Here is a 15949-nt window from a genome sequence, read left to right on the forward strand (position 1 = left end):
CGCCCTGCGCTCGGCGGCGAGGTTGCGCGCCGCGCGCAAGCAGGACGCGCCGCTGCGGATCCAGGTCGACCCCGTGCGCATTGGTTAGGTGATCGGCGGGCTTGGCTAAGCTCGCAGGTATGGCAGTCCGTCCGATCCGCCTGTTTGGCGACCCCGTGCTCAACTCCGCCGTCGCGCCCGTGACGCGCTTCGACGAGGCGCTGCGCGTGCTCGTCTGCGACCTGCTCAACACCATGGACGATGCCGGAGGTGTCGGCCTCGCCGCGAACCAGGTGGGCGTCGATGCGCGGGTTTTCGTGTTTGATTGTCAGGGAATGCGCGGTCACATCATCAACCCGAGTTGGGCGTCGGCGGGCGACGAGGTGCAGATCGGCCGAGAGGGGTGCCTGTCGGTGCCCGGGATAAGCGGCCCGGTCTCACGCTACAACCGCGTTGTGGCCCGGGGCGTCGACGCCGACGGCAGGCCGCTGGCGATTAGCGGCACGGGCCTACTCGCGCGCTGCATTCAGCACGAAAGCGATCACCTGGACGGAATCATGTTCATGCGCAGAATGGACTCTGCGGCCCGCAAGGAAGCCATGACCATCATCCGCGGCGCAGACTGGTTCCAGCAGCCGTAGGACTTGAAGAGGAGAAAGGAGACACCATGCGACTCGTCTTCGCCGGCACCCCCGAGCCCGCGGTCGTCGCGCTGAGCAAGCTTATCGCGTCCGAGCACGAGGTCAGCTCGGTAATCACCCGCCCCGACGCGCGCAAGGGCCGGGGGCGCAGCCTGCACCCCTCGCCTGTCAAAGAGCTCGCGCAACACCACGGCATTGAGGTGCTCACCCCGCAGACGCTGAAAGACAACGAGGAGATCCGCCAGGTGCTGCGCGAGATTGCGCCGGAGGCCGTGCCCGTTGTCGCCTATGGCAACCTGATCCCGGCGGACATGCTGGAGATCCCGACCCACGGTTGGGTAAACCTGCACTTCTCTCTTCTTCCCGCGTGGCGCGGCGCCGCACCCGTGCAAGCGGCGATTAGAAACGGCGACGCCGATACGGGGGCGACGACGTTTCGCATCGATACCGGGTTGGACACCGGCGACATCCTCGGCCACATCCATGAGCCGATCCACGCCACCGACACCGCGGACGATCTGTTGACCCGCCTCGCCTTTGCGGGAGCGGACCTGCTGGTGGAAACCATGACGGGCCTTGCCGACGGCACAATCACCCCAGTGGCGCAACCTTCCGAGGGCACGTACGCTCGCAAGATCACCAGCGCCGACGCGCGCATCGACTGGTCCGAGCCCGCCGAGGTTGTCGATCGCGCGATCCGCGCGCACACCCCGGCACCGGGTGCCTGGACGACCCTCGGCGGCGAGCGCGTCAAGCTCGAGCGCATCACACCCGCAGCAGAAGGTGACCTGCGCCCAGGTGAGGTACGCGTGAGCAAGGAGGTCGTGGAAGTGGGCACATCCAGCGCGAACGTGGAGTTGACACGGATCCAACCGCCGGGCAAGAAGATGATGGCCGCCGCCGACTGGGCGCGCGGACTTAAGAGCACAGAGGGGATTGAGTTCGTATGAGTGGTGGATTTAGGTCGCGGGCGGCTGGCCGGCGGGAAAACAACCGGGACAGTGGCCACCGTTCCAAGCCTCAGCCGAGGCGGGAGGCCCAGGCGACGCCGGCCCGCATCGGCGACAGCGCGCGCGAGGCGGCCTTCGAGGTTGTGCACCGGGTGGCCACCGACGACGCGTACGCCAATCTCGTCTTGCCGAATCTTTTGCGCGAGCGCTCCATCACCGGGCGCGACGCCGCGTTTGCCACCGAGCTCGCGTACGGCACGCTGCGCGCCCAGGGTGTGCTCGACGCCGTGATCGCGCGGTGCTCCTCGCGCGAGCTGGGCGACATCGCGCCTGAGGTGCTTGCCGCGCTGCGCCTCGGCGCTTACCAGTTGTTGTACATGCGTGTCGACGACCACGCCGCCGTCGACACGTCCGTGCGCCTTGTGGAGGCTGCCGGCGCGGGCAAGGCAAAGGGTTTCGCCAACGCGATCCTGCGCACGATTTCGCGCACCCCGGCGCAGCAATGGCTCGACGAGCTCACCCCGAACGACCCGCTAGCGGCGGTGGCGTTTCGCACTTCCCACCCCGAGTGGATCGCGCGCTCCTTCGCTACAGCGCTTGGCGAAAGCGGGGCGGAAGGTGAGCTTGAAGCAGCCCTCGCGGCGGATTCGCAGCGCCCGGTTGTCCACCTCGTGGCCCGCCCCGGCGAAATTTCCGCCGCCGAGCTCGCCGCGATCACCGGCGGCGACGAGGGTGCGTACTCGCCGTATGCCGTGTACCTGCACGAGGGTGACCCCGGCGCGCTTGAGCCGGTGCGCGATGGCCTGGCCGGCGTCCAGGACGAAGGCTCCCAGCTCATCGCCCGTGCGCTCGCCGAGGTCGACGTCGCCGACGACGCCGGGCGCTGGCTGGACCTGTGCGCGGGCCCCGGGGGCAAGGCGGCGCTGCTCGGCTCGCTGGCCGGCATCGAGGGTGCCCACGTCGACGCCGTCGAGATCAGCGAGCATCGCGCCGAGCTGATCCGCAAAATCGTCGGCGGCCTGCCAGTTTCCGTCACCGTCGCCGACGGCCGCGACCCGGGTCTTCAGCCCGGCTACGACCGCGTGCTCGTTGACGCCCCCTGCTCCGGCCTCGGCGCCCTTCGGCGGCGACCCGAGGCGCGGTGGAAGAAACAGGAGTCCGAAATCGGCGCGCTTACCCGGCTGCAATCCGAGCTGCTGGAGTCGGCGCTTACCCTAGTCAAACCCGGCGGCGTCGTGGTGTACTCCACGTGCTCCCCGGACGTGCGCGAAACGCGCGGGGTGGTCGACGCAGTGCTGGCGGAAGGTGGCGCCGAGGAGCTCGATGCCAGCACCTGGCTGCCCCCGATGGAGAACACAGGCGAGGCGAAGAGCGTGCAGATGTGGCCGCACCGCCACGGCACCGACGCGATGTTCTTCGCTGTCCTGCGCAAAAAGTAGGGTGGGCACCATGATCTACATCGCCCCCTCCATCCTGGCCGCCGATTACGCCGCGCTCGGCGAGGACGTGCGCAAGGTGTCCAACGCCGACCTCATCCACGTCGACATCATGGACGGCCACTTCGTGCCCAACCTGTCGTTCGGTCCCGACGTGACCAAGGCGGTTAACGGGGTGACCGACAAGTTTCTCGACATGCACCTGATGATCGAGCAGCCGGAGAAGTGGTTCGCCAGCTACGTCGACGCGGGAGGGGATCGGCTGGTGTTTCACGTCGAGGCCACCAGTGACCACGTCGCCGCGGCGAAGGCGGCCCACGAGCTGGGCGCCGAGGCGGGTTTCGCGATTAAACCCGGCACCCCCATCGAGCCCTACCTGGACGACCTCGAGCACGTCGAGGAAGTGATGATCATGAGCGTCGAGCCCGGCTTCGGCGGGCAGAAGTTCATGCCCGAAGTCCTCGACAAGGTCCGCCTGCTGCGCAGCCGCATCGCCGAGGACGGTCTGAGCACCATCATCGCGATCGACGGCGGCATTGCCGCGGCCACCATCGCCCAGGCCGCCGCCGCGGGCGTGGAGTCCTTCGTGGCCGGCTCGGCGGTATTCGGCGCGGATGATCCCGCGGCCGCCGTCGATGAGCTGCGCCGTCTGGCCCGGGCCGCGCGGTGAGCGAGATCGACTACCACGCCGCGCTGAGCGCGGGCGACGCCGTGCGGGGCGCAACCTCGCCGAACCCGCCCGTGGGCTGCGCGCTGTTCAGCCCCGAAGGCGAGCTCATCGCCACCGGGGGAACCTCCCCGGCGGGCGGCGCGCACGCCGAGATCAACGCCTTGCGCGCGGCGGGAAGCAGGGCCCGCGGGGCAACCGCGGTGGTCACCCTCGAGCCCTGCAACCACACCGGCCGCACCGGCCCTTGCGCCAAGGCGCTTGCCGACGCCCAGATCGCGCGGCTGGTGTACCTGACCACAGACCCCAACCCGCAGGCCGCCGGGGGCGCCGACTACCTCGCCCGCCACGGCGTCGAGGTGGTTTTCGAGCCACGCCGCGTCGACGCCCTTGTGCCCTGGTTAACCTCGATTGAGCGCGGCCGGCCGTCGGTGACGTTGAAGTACGCCGCCAGCCTCGATGGTTTCACGGCGGCGCCGGACGGGACGAGCAAGTGGATCACCGGCCCCGCCGCGCGCCGCCACGTCCACGCCGACCGGGCGGTGCGCGACGCCATCATCATCGGAACGGGCACCGCGATTGCCGACAACCCCTCGCTTACCGCGCGCTACGACGACGGCTCCCTGATGGCCACCCAGCCGCGTCGGGTGGTCGTTGGCACGCGTGCGGTGCCCGAGGGAAACCTCACGCGGCTCGGTTTCGAGCAGTACGCCACCCCCGACGACGCGCTGGAGGCGCTGTGGGAGTCAGGGGCGCGCGACGTGCTCGTCGAAGGTGGCGCGGGGCTGGCGGCGAGCTTTCTCGAACAAGGCCTCGTCGACCGGGTGCAGGCGTATGCGGCCCCTCTGCTGCTCGGCGCCGGCACACACGTGGTGCCCGCGGCCCTGGCCGCGACCCTGGCTGAGGCGCCGCGCTATAGACTCACCCACGTCACGGTGCTGGGCGACGATGTGCTCATAGAAATGGAAAGATAATTGTTTACAGGGCTAGTAGAAGAGGTCGGCGAAGTAGTGGCGCTGACCAAGCTGGACGACTCCGTGCGCATCGCGGTGCGCGCGCCGAGGGTGGCTACGGACGCACGCCACGGCGACTCGATCGCCGTCGATGGGGTGTGCCTGACAGTGGTGGACACCGCCGACGGCGTGTTCAGCGCCGACGTGATGCAGGAAACGCTCGACCGGTCCCGTTTGGGAAGCTACGTCGAGGGCTCACGCGTCAACCTCGAGCGCGCACTCGCTGCCGGTGCGCGCATGGGCGGGCACATCGTGCAGGGCCACGTCGACGGGGTCGCCCAGGTACTTTCCCGCACCGCGTCGGAGAACTGGGAGGTGATCCGCTTCTCGTTGCCCGCCGGGCTTGCGCGCTACGTGGTGGAGAAGGGATCGATCACCGTCAACGGGACGTCTTTGACCGTCTCGGCGGTCGGAGAGGACTACTTCGAGGTCTCGTTGATCCCCACCACGCTCACCGACACCACCGCGTCAAGCCTGGCTACCGGCGAGAACGTCAACCTCGAGGTCGACATCGTGGCCAAGTACGTCGAAAAGATGGTGCGGGGCTACCATTAATCGCCATGAGCGAGCCCATTTCCCTGGATAGCGTCGAAGAGGCTATCGCCGCAGTCGCCCGCGGCGAGGTCGTGGTCGTTGTCGATGACGAGGACAGGGAGAACGAGGGCGATCTGATCTTCGCCGCGGAGCTGGCCACGCCCGAGCTCGTCGCGTTCATGGTGCGCCACACCTCCGGCTACATCTGTGTCGCACTCGAAAACGCCGACGCCGACAGGCTGCAGCTGCCGCCAATGGTGGCGCGCAACGAGGACGCCCGAGCCACCGCGTACACGGTGACGGTTGACGCGGCGACGGGCACCACCGGCATCTCCGCGCGCTCGCGCTGTGAGACGATCACCCGCTTGGCCGATCCCGCCCGCACCGCGGCCGACTTCACCCGGCCCGGCCACGTCGTGCCGCTGCGCGCGCGTGCGGGTGGGGTCCTCGTCCGCGACGGCCACACCGAGGCGTCTGTTGACCTCGCCCGGCTGGCCGGTGTGAGGCCCGCGGGCGTGTTGTGCGAGATCGTCTCGGCCGAGGACCCGACGGACATGGCGCGCGGGCCCGAGCTCCGCCGCTTCGCCGACGAGCACGGCCTGGTGATGATCTCCATCCAGCAGCTCATCGACTACCGCCGGCACCGGGACAACTTTGTCACCCGCTGCACGCAGACCCGCCTGCCCACCGAGTTCGGCGAGTTCCAGGCCTACGGCTACCGCAACACCATCGACGGCACCGAGCACGTCGCCCTGGTCGTCGGCGATGTCGCGGCGCAACCCGGGGTGCTCGTCCGCGTCCACTCGGAGTGCCTCACCGGCGACGTTTTCGCGTCGCGGCGCTGCGACTGCGGCCCCCAGCTGCACGAATCCATGCGGCGGATCCAGGAGGCCGGCCGTGGCGTGATCGTCTACGTCCGCGGGCACGAGGGTCGGGGCATCGGCCTGCTGGCCAAACTCGAAGCCTACCGGCTGCAGGACGAGGGACTCGACACCGTCGACGCGAATCTGGAGCAGGGCCTGCCTGTCGACGCCCGCGAGTACTCCGTTGCCGGGCACATCCTGGCCGACCTCGGCGTGGCCTCATTCGAGGTCCTGTCCAACAACCCCGACAAGGTCGCGGCCCTGGAAGGTTATGGACCCAGCGTGGACGGGCGCACTAGAATTGAGATCGTTCCATCGCACGACAACATCCGTTACCTGCGCACCAAGCGCGACCGGCTCGGCCACGACCTGCCGCTCGTGGAGCGCTGGAGGGCAGACCACACCACGGGCGGCCGGTAGGGCCGCCGTCACAGAAAGGACGAGGCACGCGATGCCGCACCAGGGAGCACCCGACATACCGAGACCCAACGCCGAGGGCATGACCGTGGCGATTGTGTCCACGCACTGGAACGAGAAGATCGTGACCCGGTTGCACGATCACGCAGTGGACGCCGCCCGTGGCCTCGGCGCGAAAGTCGACGAGTTTTGGGTCGCCGGAGCTTTCGAGCTTCCGGTTGTGGCACAGGCGTGCGCGAGGCGTTACGACGCCGTCGTGGCGCTAGGCTGCGTGATTCGCGGCGAGACGGCGCACTTCGACTACGTGTGCGACTCCGTCACGGCCGGGCTGACGCGCGTCGCGCTGGACGAGGAAACCCCGGTGGGCAACGGCGTGCTCACGGTCGATGACGAGGACCAGGCGCTCGAGCGCGCCGGCGGCGAAGACGCCAAGGAAGACAAAGGCGCCGACGCCGTGTACGCGGCGCTGGGAGCGGTCGCGGAGCTGCGCAAAGCGCGCGCCACCGCGCCCAAGCGCTAAAGATTGCGCGGCTCGGGCTAGGATCAAGGGAAAGATTGCTCGCGGATGCACGGGGTGTGACCGTGCGCGCGACGTGCGTGGAGAGGACGGCTAAGCCGTGGAGGCGAAAGACACCAAGAAGCTAAGCGACGAGCAGCTGCTGCACCTCTACGCAGCCGACCCCCACGCCGTGACCTCCACGTCGCCCTGGGAGCTGGAGATCACCTCGCCGTTTTTGAAGAAGGTCGCCATCGGCTGGGTGATCCTCGTTATGGCCGTGCACATTTTCATGGCGCTGGTACTCGACGCGGAGTTCACGGGCCTGACGATTACGACCGTGGATAAGTTCGCTTTCCCCGGCGTCGGTCTCATCATCTCGGTCATTTCGTGGATGTGCCTGAACCGGCCGCGAGTCCGGGCGAACAAGGACGGAGTTGAGGTGCGCAACATTATTGGCACGCGCTTTTACCCGTGGCTGGTGATCTACGGGCTGACCTTCCCGCGCTCATCCAGGATGGCGCGCCTCGAGCTGCCCGAATTCGAGTACGTCCCCCTGTGGGCAATTCAGTCCGGCGACGGGAAGCGCGCAATCGAGGCCGTCGAGAAGTTCCGTGCCCTCGAGGCGAAGTACATGCCCGAAAGCTAGGCGCGCGTGGCCAATCCCGAGTCTTACCGCCCTGCGCCGGGCACCATTCCCACCGAGCCCGGCGTGTACAAGTTCCGCGACGCCGCCGGGCGCGTCGTGTACGTCGGCAAGGCGAAAAACCTGCGCGCCCGGCTGAACAACTACTTCCAGCCGCCGCGGCAGCTGCACCCGCGGACTCGGCAGATGGTCTTTACCGCCGCCTCGGTGGAGTGGACCGTCGTCGCCAGCGAGGTTGAGGCACTCCAGCTGGAGTACACCTGGATCAAGCGATTCGACCCGTGGTTCAACGTCATGTACCGCGACGACAAGACTTACCCCATGCTCGCCGTCAGCGTAAGCGAGCGCTTCCCCCGCGCGTTTTTCTACCGCGGGCCGCGCCGCAAGGGGGTGCGCTACTTCGGGCCGTACTCGCACGCCTGGGCCGTGCGCGAAACGCTTGACTTGCTCACCCGCGTGTTTCCCATCCGGACCTGTTCCAACGGGGTGTTCAACCGCCACGAGGCGCTGGGTCGGCCGTGCCTGTTGGGTTACATCGACAAGTGCTCTGCTCCGTGCGTCGGCCGCGTCGCGGACGATGAGTACGACGAGATCGTGCGGGGGTTCGTGTCGTTTCTGTCGGGGCGCACGGACGACGTCGTCAAGCAGCTGACGAGGCGCATGAATGCCGCGGCCGCCGAGCTCGAGTTCGAGAAGGCAGCGCGGCTTCGCGACGACCTGGAAGCTGTGAAAAAGGTCATGGAGCGCCAAACGGTGGTGCTCAGCCTCGGCACCGACGCCGACGTGATCGCGTTCGCCACCGACGAGCTCGAGGCCGCGGTGCAGATCTTCACCGTGCGCGACGGGCGCATCCGGGCGCAGCGCGGCTGGGTCGTGGAGAAGACGGGCGACGAGCCGGGCAGCCAGGACCGGCTGGAAGAAGACGAGGCTGATCCCGCCGTGTCCGCCTTGATGCAGGACTTCCTCGTGCAGTACTACTCGGATACCGCCGACAGGGTGAAAGAGGAGCAGGCGGAGGACGCCCGGCTGCGGGAGTCGAAGGTGCGCCGGCGCGGCGTGGACCAGGAGTCGCACGCGCCGGTCACACCACCGGTGGCGATCCCGCGCGAGGTGCTCGTGGACACGCTACCGGAGGAGGCCGGGGAGGTCGCCGACCTCATTGCCGAGCTACGCGGCGGCCCGGTCGACATCCGCGTGCCCCAGCGCGGGGACAAGGCCGCGCTCATGCAGACCGTGGGGCGCAACGCCCAAGAGGCGCTCAACCAGCGCAAACTCAAGCGCGTCGGCGACCTCACCGCACGCTCCCAGGCACTGCAGGACATTCAGGACGCCCTCGGTATGGAGCAGGCGCCGCTGCGGATGGAATGCACGGATATTTCGCACATCCAGGGCACGGACGTTGTGGCTTCGCTCGTCGTCTTCGAGGACGGTCTGCCCCGCAAGAACGACTACCGCCGCTACCGCATCAAGGAGGCCGCGGGCGACGGGCGCTCCGACGACGTCGGCTCCATCGCGGAGGTGACCCGGCGGCGCTTCAAGCGCTACACGGAGGACAAGCTGGCCAACCCGGACGAGGAGGCGGCCGCGCTGATGTTCGCCGACGAGGCCGCGCAGGTGGAGACGACCGGGGCGAGGCGATTCGCCTACCCGCCGCAGCTGTTCATCGTCGACGGCGGCAAGCCCCAGGTCAACGCGGCCCAGGCCGTGTTCGACGAGCTCGGGATCGTCGATGTGCAGCTCATCGGGTTGGCCAAGCGCCTCGAGGAGATCTGGGTGCCCGATGACGACGAGCCCGTCATCTTGCCCCGCAACTCCGAGGGTATGTACCTGCTCCAGCAGATCCGCGACGAGGCCCACCGCTTCGCCATCACCTACCACCGCCAGCAGCGCTCCAAGCGGATGCGCGCCTCGGCGCTCGACGGGGTGCCGGGGCTGGGGCCGGCGCGGCGCACCGACCTGGTCAAGTACTTCGGCAGCGTGAAGAAAATTACCGAGGCCACCAAGGAAGAAATCCAGCAGGTGAAGGGCGTCGGACCGAAGCTGGCGGAGTCGATCTACGAGCACCTGCACCGGCAGTAGCGCGCTAGGATAGGCAGCCATGGACACGACAACGGGCATTCGGCCGGTGATCATAACGGGGCTGTCGGGGGGAGGGCTGTCCTCGGCCGCGAAGATCTTCGAGGACAAGGGGTACTTCGTGTCGCAGAATCTGCCACCGTCAATGATACTCGAGCTGACTGACATGGCGCTCGCCGGCACCGCGCCGGTGGAGCACCTCGCCTTTGTCACCGACGTGCGCGCCCGCAACTTTTCCGGCTCGCTCATGGAGACCATTGCGTCGATCAAAGCCAAGGGCAACGCCCCGTTCGTGCTTTACCTCGAGGCGCGCGACGACGTTTTGATCCGGCGCTTCGACAGCGTGCGCCGGACGCACCCGCTCCAGGGCGTCGAGCCGCTGAGCGTCGGCATCGCGCGCGAGCGCGAGCAGCTCGCGGCGGTGCGCGAGGAGGCGGACGTGATTATCGACACCTCCAACCTTTCCGTGCACGACCTTCGCCGCGCCGTGGAGGCGTCGGTCGGCGAGCTGCCGGTGGACCGCCAGCACGTCACCATCGAGTCCTTCGGCTTCAAGCACGGCTCGCCGCGCGATGCGGACATCGTGATGGACGTGAGGTTTTTGCCCAACCCGTACTGGATTGAGGGGCTGCGCCAGTTCCGCGGCGTTGATGCGCCCGTGGCCGATTACGTGCTCTCCCAGCCGGGCGCGACCGAGTTCGTGGACAATTTCGTCGCGCTGCTCGATTCGATGCTTGCCGGCTACCGCCACGAGGGCAAGAACTTCGTCACCGTCGGCATCGGCTGCACTGGCGGTCACCACAGGTCCGTCGCCGTGTCCGAAGCCATCGCGAAGCGGCTGCGCGAGCTTGATAACGTCGACGTCCACGTCCTGCACCGCGATCTTGAGCGCCACTAGACCTTTGAGCGAAACGATTAACCCATGACCACTTTCACCTGCCTCGGCGGCGGCCACGGCCTCTACCAGACGCTTCTCGCGTGTCGACGAGCCCACGCCGAGCACATCAACGCCGTCGTCACCGTCGCCGATGACGGCGGTTCCTCCGGTCGCCTGCGCCGCGAGCTGGGGATGATCCCCCCGGGAGACCTGCGTATGGCGCTGTCCGCTCTCATGCCCGACACGGAGACCGGCCGGTTGTGGCGCGACACGCTGCAGCACCGTTTCCGGGGCAACGGCGCGATGGCCGGCCACGCGGTGGGCAACCTCCTGCTCGCGGGCCTGAGCGAAGAAGTAGGCGGCATGCAGGCCGCGCTCGACGTGCTCACCACCTGGGCGGGTGCCAAGGGCCGGGTCATCCCCGTGTGCGGCGAGCCGCTGGAGATCGAAGCGGATGTCGCAGGGCTTGACGACGACCCCCGGGTCCTGCGCTCCGTGCGCGGACAGGTGGCGGTGGCGACGACCCCCGGATCGGTGCGCCGCGTGCGCATCCTGCCGGCGGATCCGCCCGTCAACAGAGCGGCGATCGCCGCGATCATGAACGCCGACGTGGTCACCATCGGGCCAGGTTCGTGGTTTTCCTCGGTCATTCCCCACCTGCTGGTTCCGGACGTAGTGTCGGCGCTCAACGAGACCGTGGCGAAGGTGATCGTCGTGTTGAACCTGTCCCCGGAGGCGGGGGAGACCCAGGGTTTCACCACCGAGCGCCACATCCACCTGCTCTCGCAGCACGCGCCCGGGCTGAAGGTGGACAACTTCGTGGCGGACAGCGACATCAACACCACCCCCGGTGAGCGCACACACCTGCAGCGCACTGCGCAGCGCGTCGGCGCCGAGATCACCTACACTGACGTGCGCACGGTGACAGCGGACGGGCAGACAACCAGCGTGCACGACCCCGAGAAGTTGGCGGCCGCGCTTCTGGCGCTCGGCGGGGCGGGTTAAACTGTGTGGACTCTACGGTGTGCAAAGCAAAGGGAGGTATCGCGGTGTCGCTAACCGCCCAGGTGAAAGACGAGTTGCTGCTGGTCGACAACCCCTCCCAGGCCAGCCGTTTCGCCGAGGCCGCGGCGATGATCCGCTTCGCCGGTGAGGTCGGCGACTCGCCTCGCGGGCTGTGCCTGAGCGCTGAGTTCTCGGAGCTGCGGGTCGCGCAGCGCCTCGCGGCGTCGTTACGAGAGTTGTGCGACGTCGACGTGAGCGTGCAAACACTCTCCCCGGATTCCAGTCGGCGCGACGCCTCGTACACGGTCAGCGTGGCAGAGGGCACGAAGGACGTGATCCGCAGGTTGAAGCTGGTGACGGTTTCGGGCCACCGCGTTGTCGGCTTACCGCGGCACATCATCTCCGGCTCGATCGCGGAGGTCGAGGCCGCGTGGCGCGGTGCGTTCCTCGCGCGCGGCGTGCTCACGGAGCCGGGGCGCAGCTCCAGCCTCGAGGTGCTCAGCCCGTGCCAGGAGGCGGCTCTGGCGCTCGTCGGCCTGGCGCGCCGGCTCTCCGTCGCGGCGAAGACGAAGGAGACGCGCGGGGTGGAGCGGGTATTTCTGCGCGACGGCGACGCGATCGCGGTGCTGCTCAGCCGCATGGGTGCGCAGCGCACCCGCGTGATGTGGGACGAGAAGCGCAAAATGAAGCAGATGACCGCGAAAAGCGGGCAGCGCCTCGCCACGTTCGACGACGCCAACACGCGGCGCTCCGCGCAGGCCGCAGCGGCGGCCGCGGCGCGTGTCGAACGCGCCATGGAAATCCTCGGCGACGACGTTCCGGAGCACCTGGCCGAGGCGGGGCAGTTGCGCGTGGAATACCGCCACTCCTCGCTCGAGGAGCTTGGCCGCCTCGCGGACCCGCAGATGACCAAGGATGCCGTCGCGGGTCGGATCCGCCGGCTGCTGTCGCTGGCGGACACGCGTGCCGCAGAGCTCGGGATCGCCGATACGCAGTCGGTGCTCGTGGCGGAGGATGACGACGCCGACGGGCCGAACTCGACCTAGTACTACAGGCGCGCCCGGGGAGCAAACCGGGCAAAATCGGTACCATGCGGGCACGGTCAAGCAGGGCTACACTGGGAGGCAACGGGGCTGCGAGGAACTCGAACGGGAAACTTCCAGTTCCGGTAAGTGAACCGAAACTCTCTAAGGAGTGACTGACAGTGACTACCCGCATCGGCATCAACGGATTCGGACGAATCGGGCGCAGCTCCCTGCGCGTCATCCTGGACAACTTCGAGGGCGACCTCGAGGTTGTCAAGATCAACGACCTGACCGACAACGAGACCCTCGCACACCTTCTGAAGTACGACACCGCGTACGGCCACCTCGGCCGCACCGTGGAGCACGACGAGACCTCGATCACCGTCGGTGGGCACCGCATCGAGGTATCCGAGGAGAAGGACCCGGCCGACATCAACTGGGGCGCGCTCGACGTCGACATCGTGCTGGAGTGCACCGGCAAGTTCCGCACCAAGGAAGACGCCCAGGCCCACATCGACGCGGGCGCCAAGAAGGTCATCATCTCCGCACCCGGCAAGAACGTCGACGGCTCGTTCGTGTGGGGCGTCAATCACGAGGACTACACCAACGACCTGACCGTCATCTCCGCGGCGTCCTGCACCACCAACTCCCTCGCCCCCGTGGCGAAGATCATCAACGACAACTTCGGCATCGTGTCCGGCCTGATGACCACCATCCACGCCTACACCGGCGACCAGCGCCTGCAGGATGCCCCGCACAAGGACCTGCGTCGCGCCCGCGCCGCCGCGCAGAACATCGTGCCCACCACCACCGGTGCGGCGAAGGCCGTGGCCGAGGTGATCCCGGCGCTCAAGGGCAAGCTCGACGGTTTCGCCATGCGCGTGCCCACCATCACCGGTTCCGCGACCGACCTGACCGTCCTGCTGGAGAAAGACACCACGGTCGAGGAGGTCAACGCCACGGTCAAGGCCGCAACCCAGGAGGGCGACATGGCCAAGGCGCTGCACTACACCGGGGACCCGATCGTGTCCTCCGACATCATCAAGAGCCCCTACGGCGGTATCTTCGATGCCGGGATGACCCGGGTGATTAACGGCAACCTGCTCAAGATCATCTCCTGGTACGACAACGAGTACGGCTACACCGAGCAGTTCATCCGCATGGCCAAGACGGTGGCGGACAAGCTGAACTAGGTTCGGCCTGGCCCGGGGTGGTGCGCTTTCAGGCACACCCCGGGCTTTTGTATTTCTCACTAGACTTGACGACGACGCATTACACCAGCCTGTGAAGGAGACTTTCATGCCGCTTCAGACCATCCAGCAGCTGCTCGACGAGGGTGTCGACGGGCGCCACGTGCTTGTCCGCTCCGACTTCAACGTCCCGCTGGACGATGAGGGCAACATCACCGACGCCGGGCGTATCGACGCCTCCATTCCGACGCTCAAGGCGCTGCTCGACGGCGGCGCGAAGGTGATCGTCACCGCCCACCTGGGCCGCCCGAAGGGCGAGTTCAAGCCGGAGTTTTCCCTCAAGCCTGTGGCGGAGGCCCTGTCCGAGCGCCTCGGCCAGTTCGTGGCCTTGGCCTCCGACGTCTCGGGCGAGGACGCCCACGAGCGCGCGAACGGCCTCACCGAGGGTGAGATCCTGCTCGTGGAGAACGTGCGTTTCGACGCCCGCGAGACCTCGAAGGACGACGCCGAGCGCGAGGCCTTCGCCGCGGAGCTGGCGGACCTCGCCGCCGATGATGGGGCGTTTGTGTCCGACGGTTTCGGCGTGGTGCACCGCAAGCAGGCCTCGGTGTACGACGTGGCGGCAAAGCTCCCAGCATACGCCGGCTACCTCGTGGAAAAGGAGGTTGAGACGCTCGGCAGTGTCAAGGATAACCCGGCACACCCGTACGTCGTCGTGCTCGGCGGCTCCAAGGTCTCTGACAAGCTCGGTGTGATCGAGGCGTTGGCGCAAAAGGCCGACAAGCTGGTCATCGGTGGCGGCATGTGCTACACGTTCCTCGCCGCACAGGGCCACAACGTGCAGAAGTCGCTGTTGCAGGAGGACATGGTCGACACCTGCGGCAAGCTGATCGAAACCTACGGCGACAAGCTGGTGTTGCCCGTGGATCTTGCCATCGCCCCGGAGTTTGACAAGAACGCCGAGAAGAAGGTCGTGGGCCTCGACGACATCGACGAGGGCTGGATGTCGCTGGACATCGGCCCCGAGACGGCGCAGAACTACGCGGCGGCGATCAAGGAGGCGAAGACGGTGTTCTGGAACGGGCCGATGGGCGTGTTCGAGTTCCCCAACTTCGCTGACGGTACACAGGCCGTCGCGGAAGCGATGATCGAGGCGACGAAGAACAACGACTGCTTCACCGTCGTCGGCGGCGGCGACTCGGCGGCGTCGGTACGCGCGCTCGGCCTCGACGAGGAGGGCTTCTCTCACATCTCCACCGGCGGTGGCGCTTCCCTCGAGCTCATCGAGGGCAAGGAACTGCCCGGCGTGAGCGTCGTCAGCAACTAAGACTCGAAAGGAGTACGCACATGTCCCGGAAGCCGCTCATTGCCGGCAACTGGAAGATGAACCTCGACCACCTCGAGGCCATCTCAAGCGCCCAGAAACTGGCGTTCGCGTTCCCGAAGGACGGGTACGAGTACGTCGATATCGCGCTCACGGTGCCGTTCACCGACCTGCGCTCGATCCAGACACTGGTCGACGGCGACAAGCTGCAGATCACCTACGGCGCCCAGGACGTCTCCCCGCACGACAACGGCGCGCACACCGGCGATATCTCGGCCCCGATGCTGGCCAAGCTCGGGTGCTCCTGGGTGGTCGTGGGGCACTCGGAAAGGCGCGAGCAGCACGGGGAGACCGATGATGAGGTCGCGGCGAAGGCCGCGAAGGCCCTCGAGCACGGCATCAGCCCGATCGTCTGCGTCGGCGAGCCGGAGGAGGTCCGCGATCGCTCGGAGCACGTCGCTTACGTCGTCGAGCAGACCCGCCGCTCCCTGGCCACCCTGGGTACGGCGGAGCTCGCCCGCACCGTCATCGCTTACGAACCGGTCTGGGCGATCGGGACGGACAAGACGGCGTCGGCGGCCGACGCCCAGGAGGTGTGCAAGGCAATCCGCGAGACGATCCGCGAGCTTGCCGACGACCCCACCGCCGACGCGATCCGCATCCTCTACGGCGGGTCCGTCAAGGTCGACACCATCGGCGAGATTGTGGGCCAGCCCGACGTCGACGGTGGCCTGGTCGGGGGAGCGTCGCTGGACGGCCAGGAATTTGCCAAACTCGCCGCCGCGGCGGCCAACGCAGTGCGCTAGTCGT

General features: G+C 67.6%; 16 protein-coding genes. All 16 read left to right on the forward strand.

Annotated elements, in window-relative coordinates; all coding sequences use genetic code 11:
- Positions 1–119: 119 nt before the first annotated feature.
- The gene (gene def, locus HMPREF0298_RS06090) at positions 120–620 is read left to right on the forward strand and encodes a peptide deformylase (protein ID WP_006840249.1); all 501 of its coding nucleotides are present in this window, start codon (positions 120–122) and stop codon (positions 618–620) included.
- A gap of 26 nt (positions 621–646) precedes the next feature.
- On the forward strand, positions 647–1570 hold the full coding sequence (gene fmt, locus HMPREF0298_RS06095) for a methionyl-tRNA formyltransferase (protein ID WP_006840250.1): 924 nt from the start codon (positions 647–649) through the stop codon (positions 1568–1570).
- Entirely contained in the window at positions 1567–3009 is a 1443-nt protein-coding gene (locus HMPREF0298_RS06100; RefSeq protein ID WP_006840251.1) for an RsmB/NOP family class I SAM-dependent RNA methyltransferase, read from the forward strand. The genes fmt and HMPREF0298_RS06100 overlap by 4 nt, the downstream gene beginning before the upstream one ends.
- Positions 3010–3019: 10 nt before the next feature.
- Positions 3020–3676 (forward strand): ribulose-phosphate 3-epimerase, encoded by a 657-nt coding sequence (gene rpe, locus HMPREF0298_RS06105; protein ID WP_006840252.1) that lies wholly within the window; start codon positions 3020–3022, stop codon positions 3674–3676.
- A complete protein-coding gene (gene ribD / locus HMPREF0298_RS06110) occupies positions 3673–4647 on the forward strand; it encodes a bifunctional diaminohydroxyphosphoribosylaminopyrimidine deaminase/5-amino-6-(5-phosphoribosylamino)uracil reductase RibD (protein WP_006840253.1) in 975 nt (324 codons plus the stop codon). Before rpe ends, ribD begins: the two co-directional genes overlap by 4 nt.
- Positions 4648–5241, forward strand: a complete 594-nt coding sequence (locus HMPREF0298_RS06115) for a riboflavin synthase (protein ID WP_006840254.1) — start codon at positions 4648–4650, stop codon at positions 5239–5241.
- A gap of 5 nt (positions 5242–5246) precedes the next feature.
- Positions 5247–6503, forward strand: coding sequence for a bifunctional 3,4-dihydroxy-2-butanone-4-phosphate synthase/GTP cyclohydrolase II (locus tag HMPREF0298_RS06120; protein WP_006840255.1), 1257 nt, complete (start codon positions 5247–5249; stop codon positions 6501–6503).
- 31 nt (positions 6504–6534) lie between these two features.
- Positions 6535–7020: a 6,7-dimethyl-8-ribityllumazine synthase gene (ribH, locus tag HMPREF0298_RS06125; protein WP_040422578.1), complete on the forward strand. Its 486-nt coding sequence runs from the start codon at positions 6535–6537 to the stop codon at positions 7018–7020.
- A 97-nt stretch (positions 7021–7117) separates the two neighbouring features.
- Entirely contained in the window at positions 7118–7645 is a 528-nt protein-coding gene (locus HMPREF0298_RS06130; protein ID WP_006840257.1) for a PH domain-containing protein, read from the forward strand.
- A gap of 6 nt (positions 7646–7651) precedes the next feature.
- Positions 7652–9721 carry an excinuclease ABC subunit UvrC gene (uvrC, locus tag HMPREF0298_RS06135; RefSeq protein WP_006840258.1) on the forward strand — a complete coding sequence of 690 codons (2070 nt, stop codon included), beginning with the start codon at positions 7652–7654 and terminating at the stop codon, positions 9719–9721.
- Positions 9722–9740: 19 nt separating this feature from the next.
- Positions 9741–10616 (forward strand): RNase adapter RapZ, encoded by an 876-nt coding sequence (gene rapZ / locus HMPREF0298_RS06140; protein ID WP_006840259.1) that lies wholly within the window; start codon positions 9741–9743, stop codon positions 10614–10616.
- Positions 10617–10640: 24 nt separating this feature from the next.
- Positions 10641–11600 (forward strand): gluconeogenesis factor YvcK family protein, encoded by a 960-nt coding sequence (locus HMPREF0298_RS06145; protein WP_006840260.1) that lies wholly within the window; start codon positions 10641–10643, stop codon positions 11598–11600.
- A gap of 44 nt (positions 11601–11644) precedes the next feature.
- Positions 11645–12646: a DNA-binding protein WhiA gene (gene whiA / locus HMPREF0298_RS06150; RefSeq protein WP_006840261.1), complete on the forward strand. Its 1002-nt coding sequence runs from the start codon at positions 11645–11647 to the stop codon at positions 12644–12646.
- A gap of 158 nt (positions 12647–12804) precedes the next feature.
- A complete protein-coding gene (gene gap, locus HMPREF0298_RS06155; RefSeq protein ID WP_006840262.1) occupies positions 12805–13818 on the forward strand; it encodes a type I glyceraldehyde-3-phosphate dehydrogenase in 1014 nt (337 codons plus the stop codon).
- 106 nt (positions 13819–13924) lie between these two features.
- Positions 13925–15142: a phosphoglycerate kinase gene (locus HMPREF0298_RS06160; RefSeq protein WP_040422579.1), complete on the forward strand. Its 1218-nt coding sequence runs from the start codon at positions 13925–13927 to the stop codon at positions 15140–15142.
- Positions 15143–15162: 20 nt separating this feature from the next.
- Positions 15163–15945, forward strand: coding sequence for a triose-phosphate isomerase (gene tpiA, locus HMPREF0298_RS06165; protein WP_006840264.1), 783 nt, complete (start codon positions 15163–15165; stop codon positions 15943–15945).
- Positions 15946–15949 lie beyond the last annotated feature (4 nt).

It is taken from the genome of Corynebacterium lipophiloflavum DSM 44291 (assembly GCF_000159635.1).
Lineage (GTDB): Bacteria > Actinomycetota > Actinomycetes > Mycobacteriales > Mycobacteriaceae > Corynebacterium > Corynebacterium lipophiloflavum.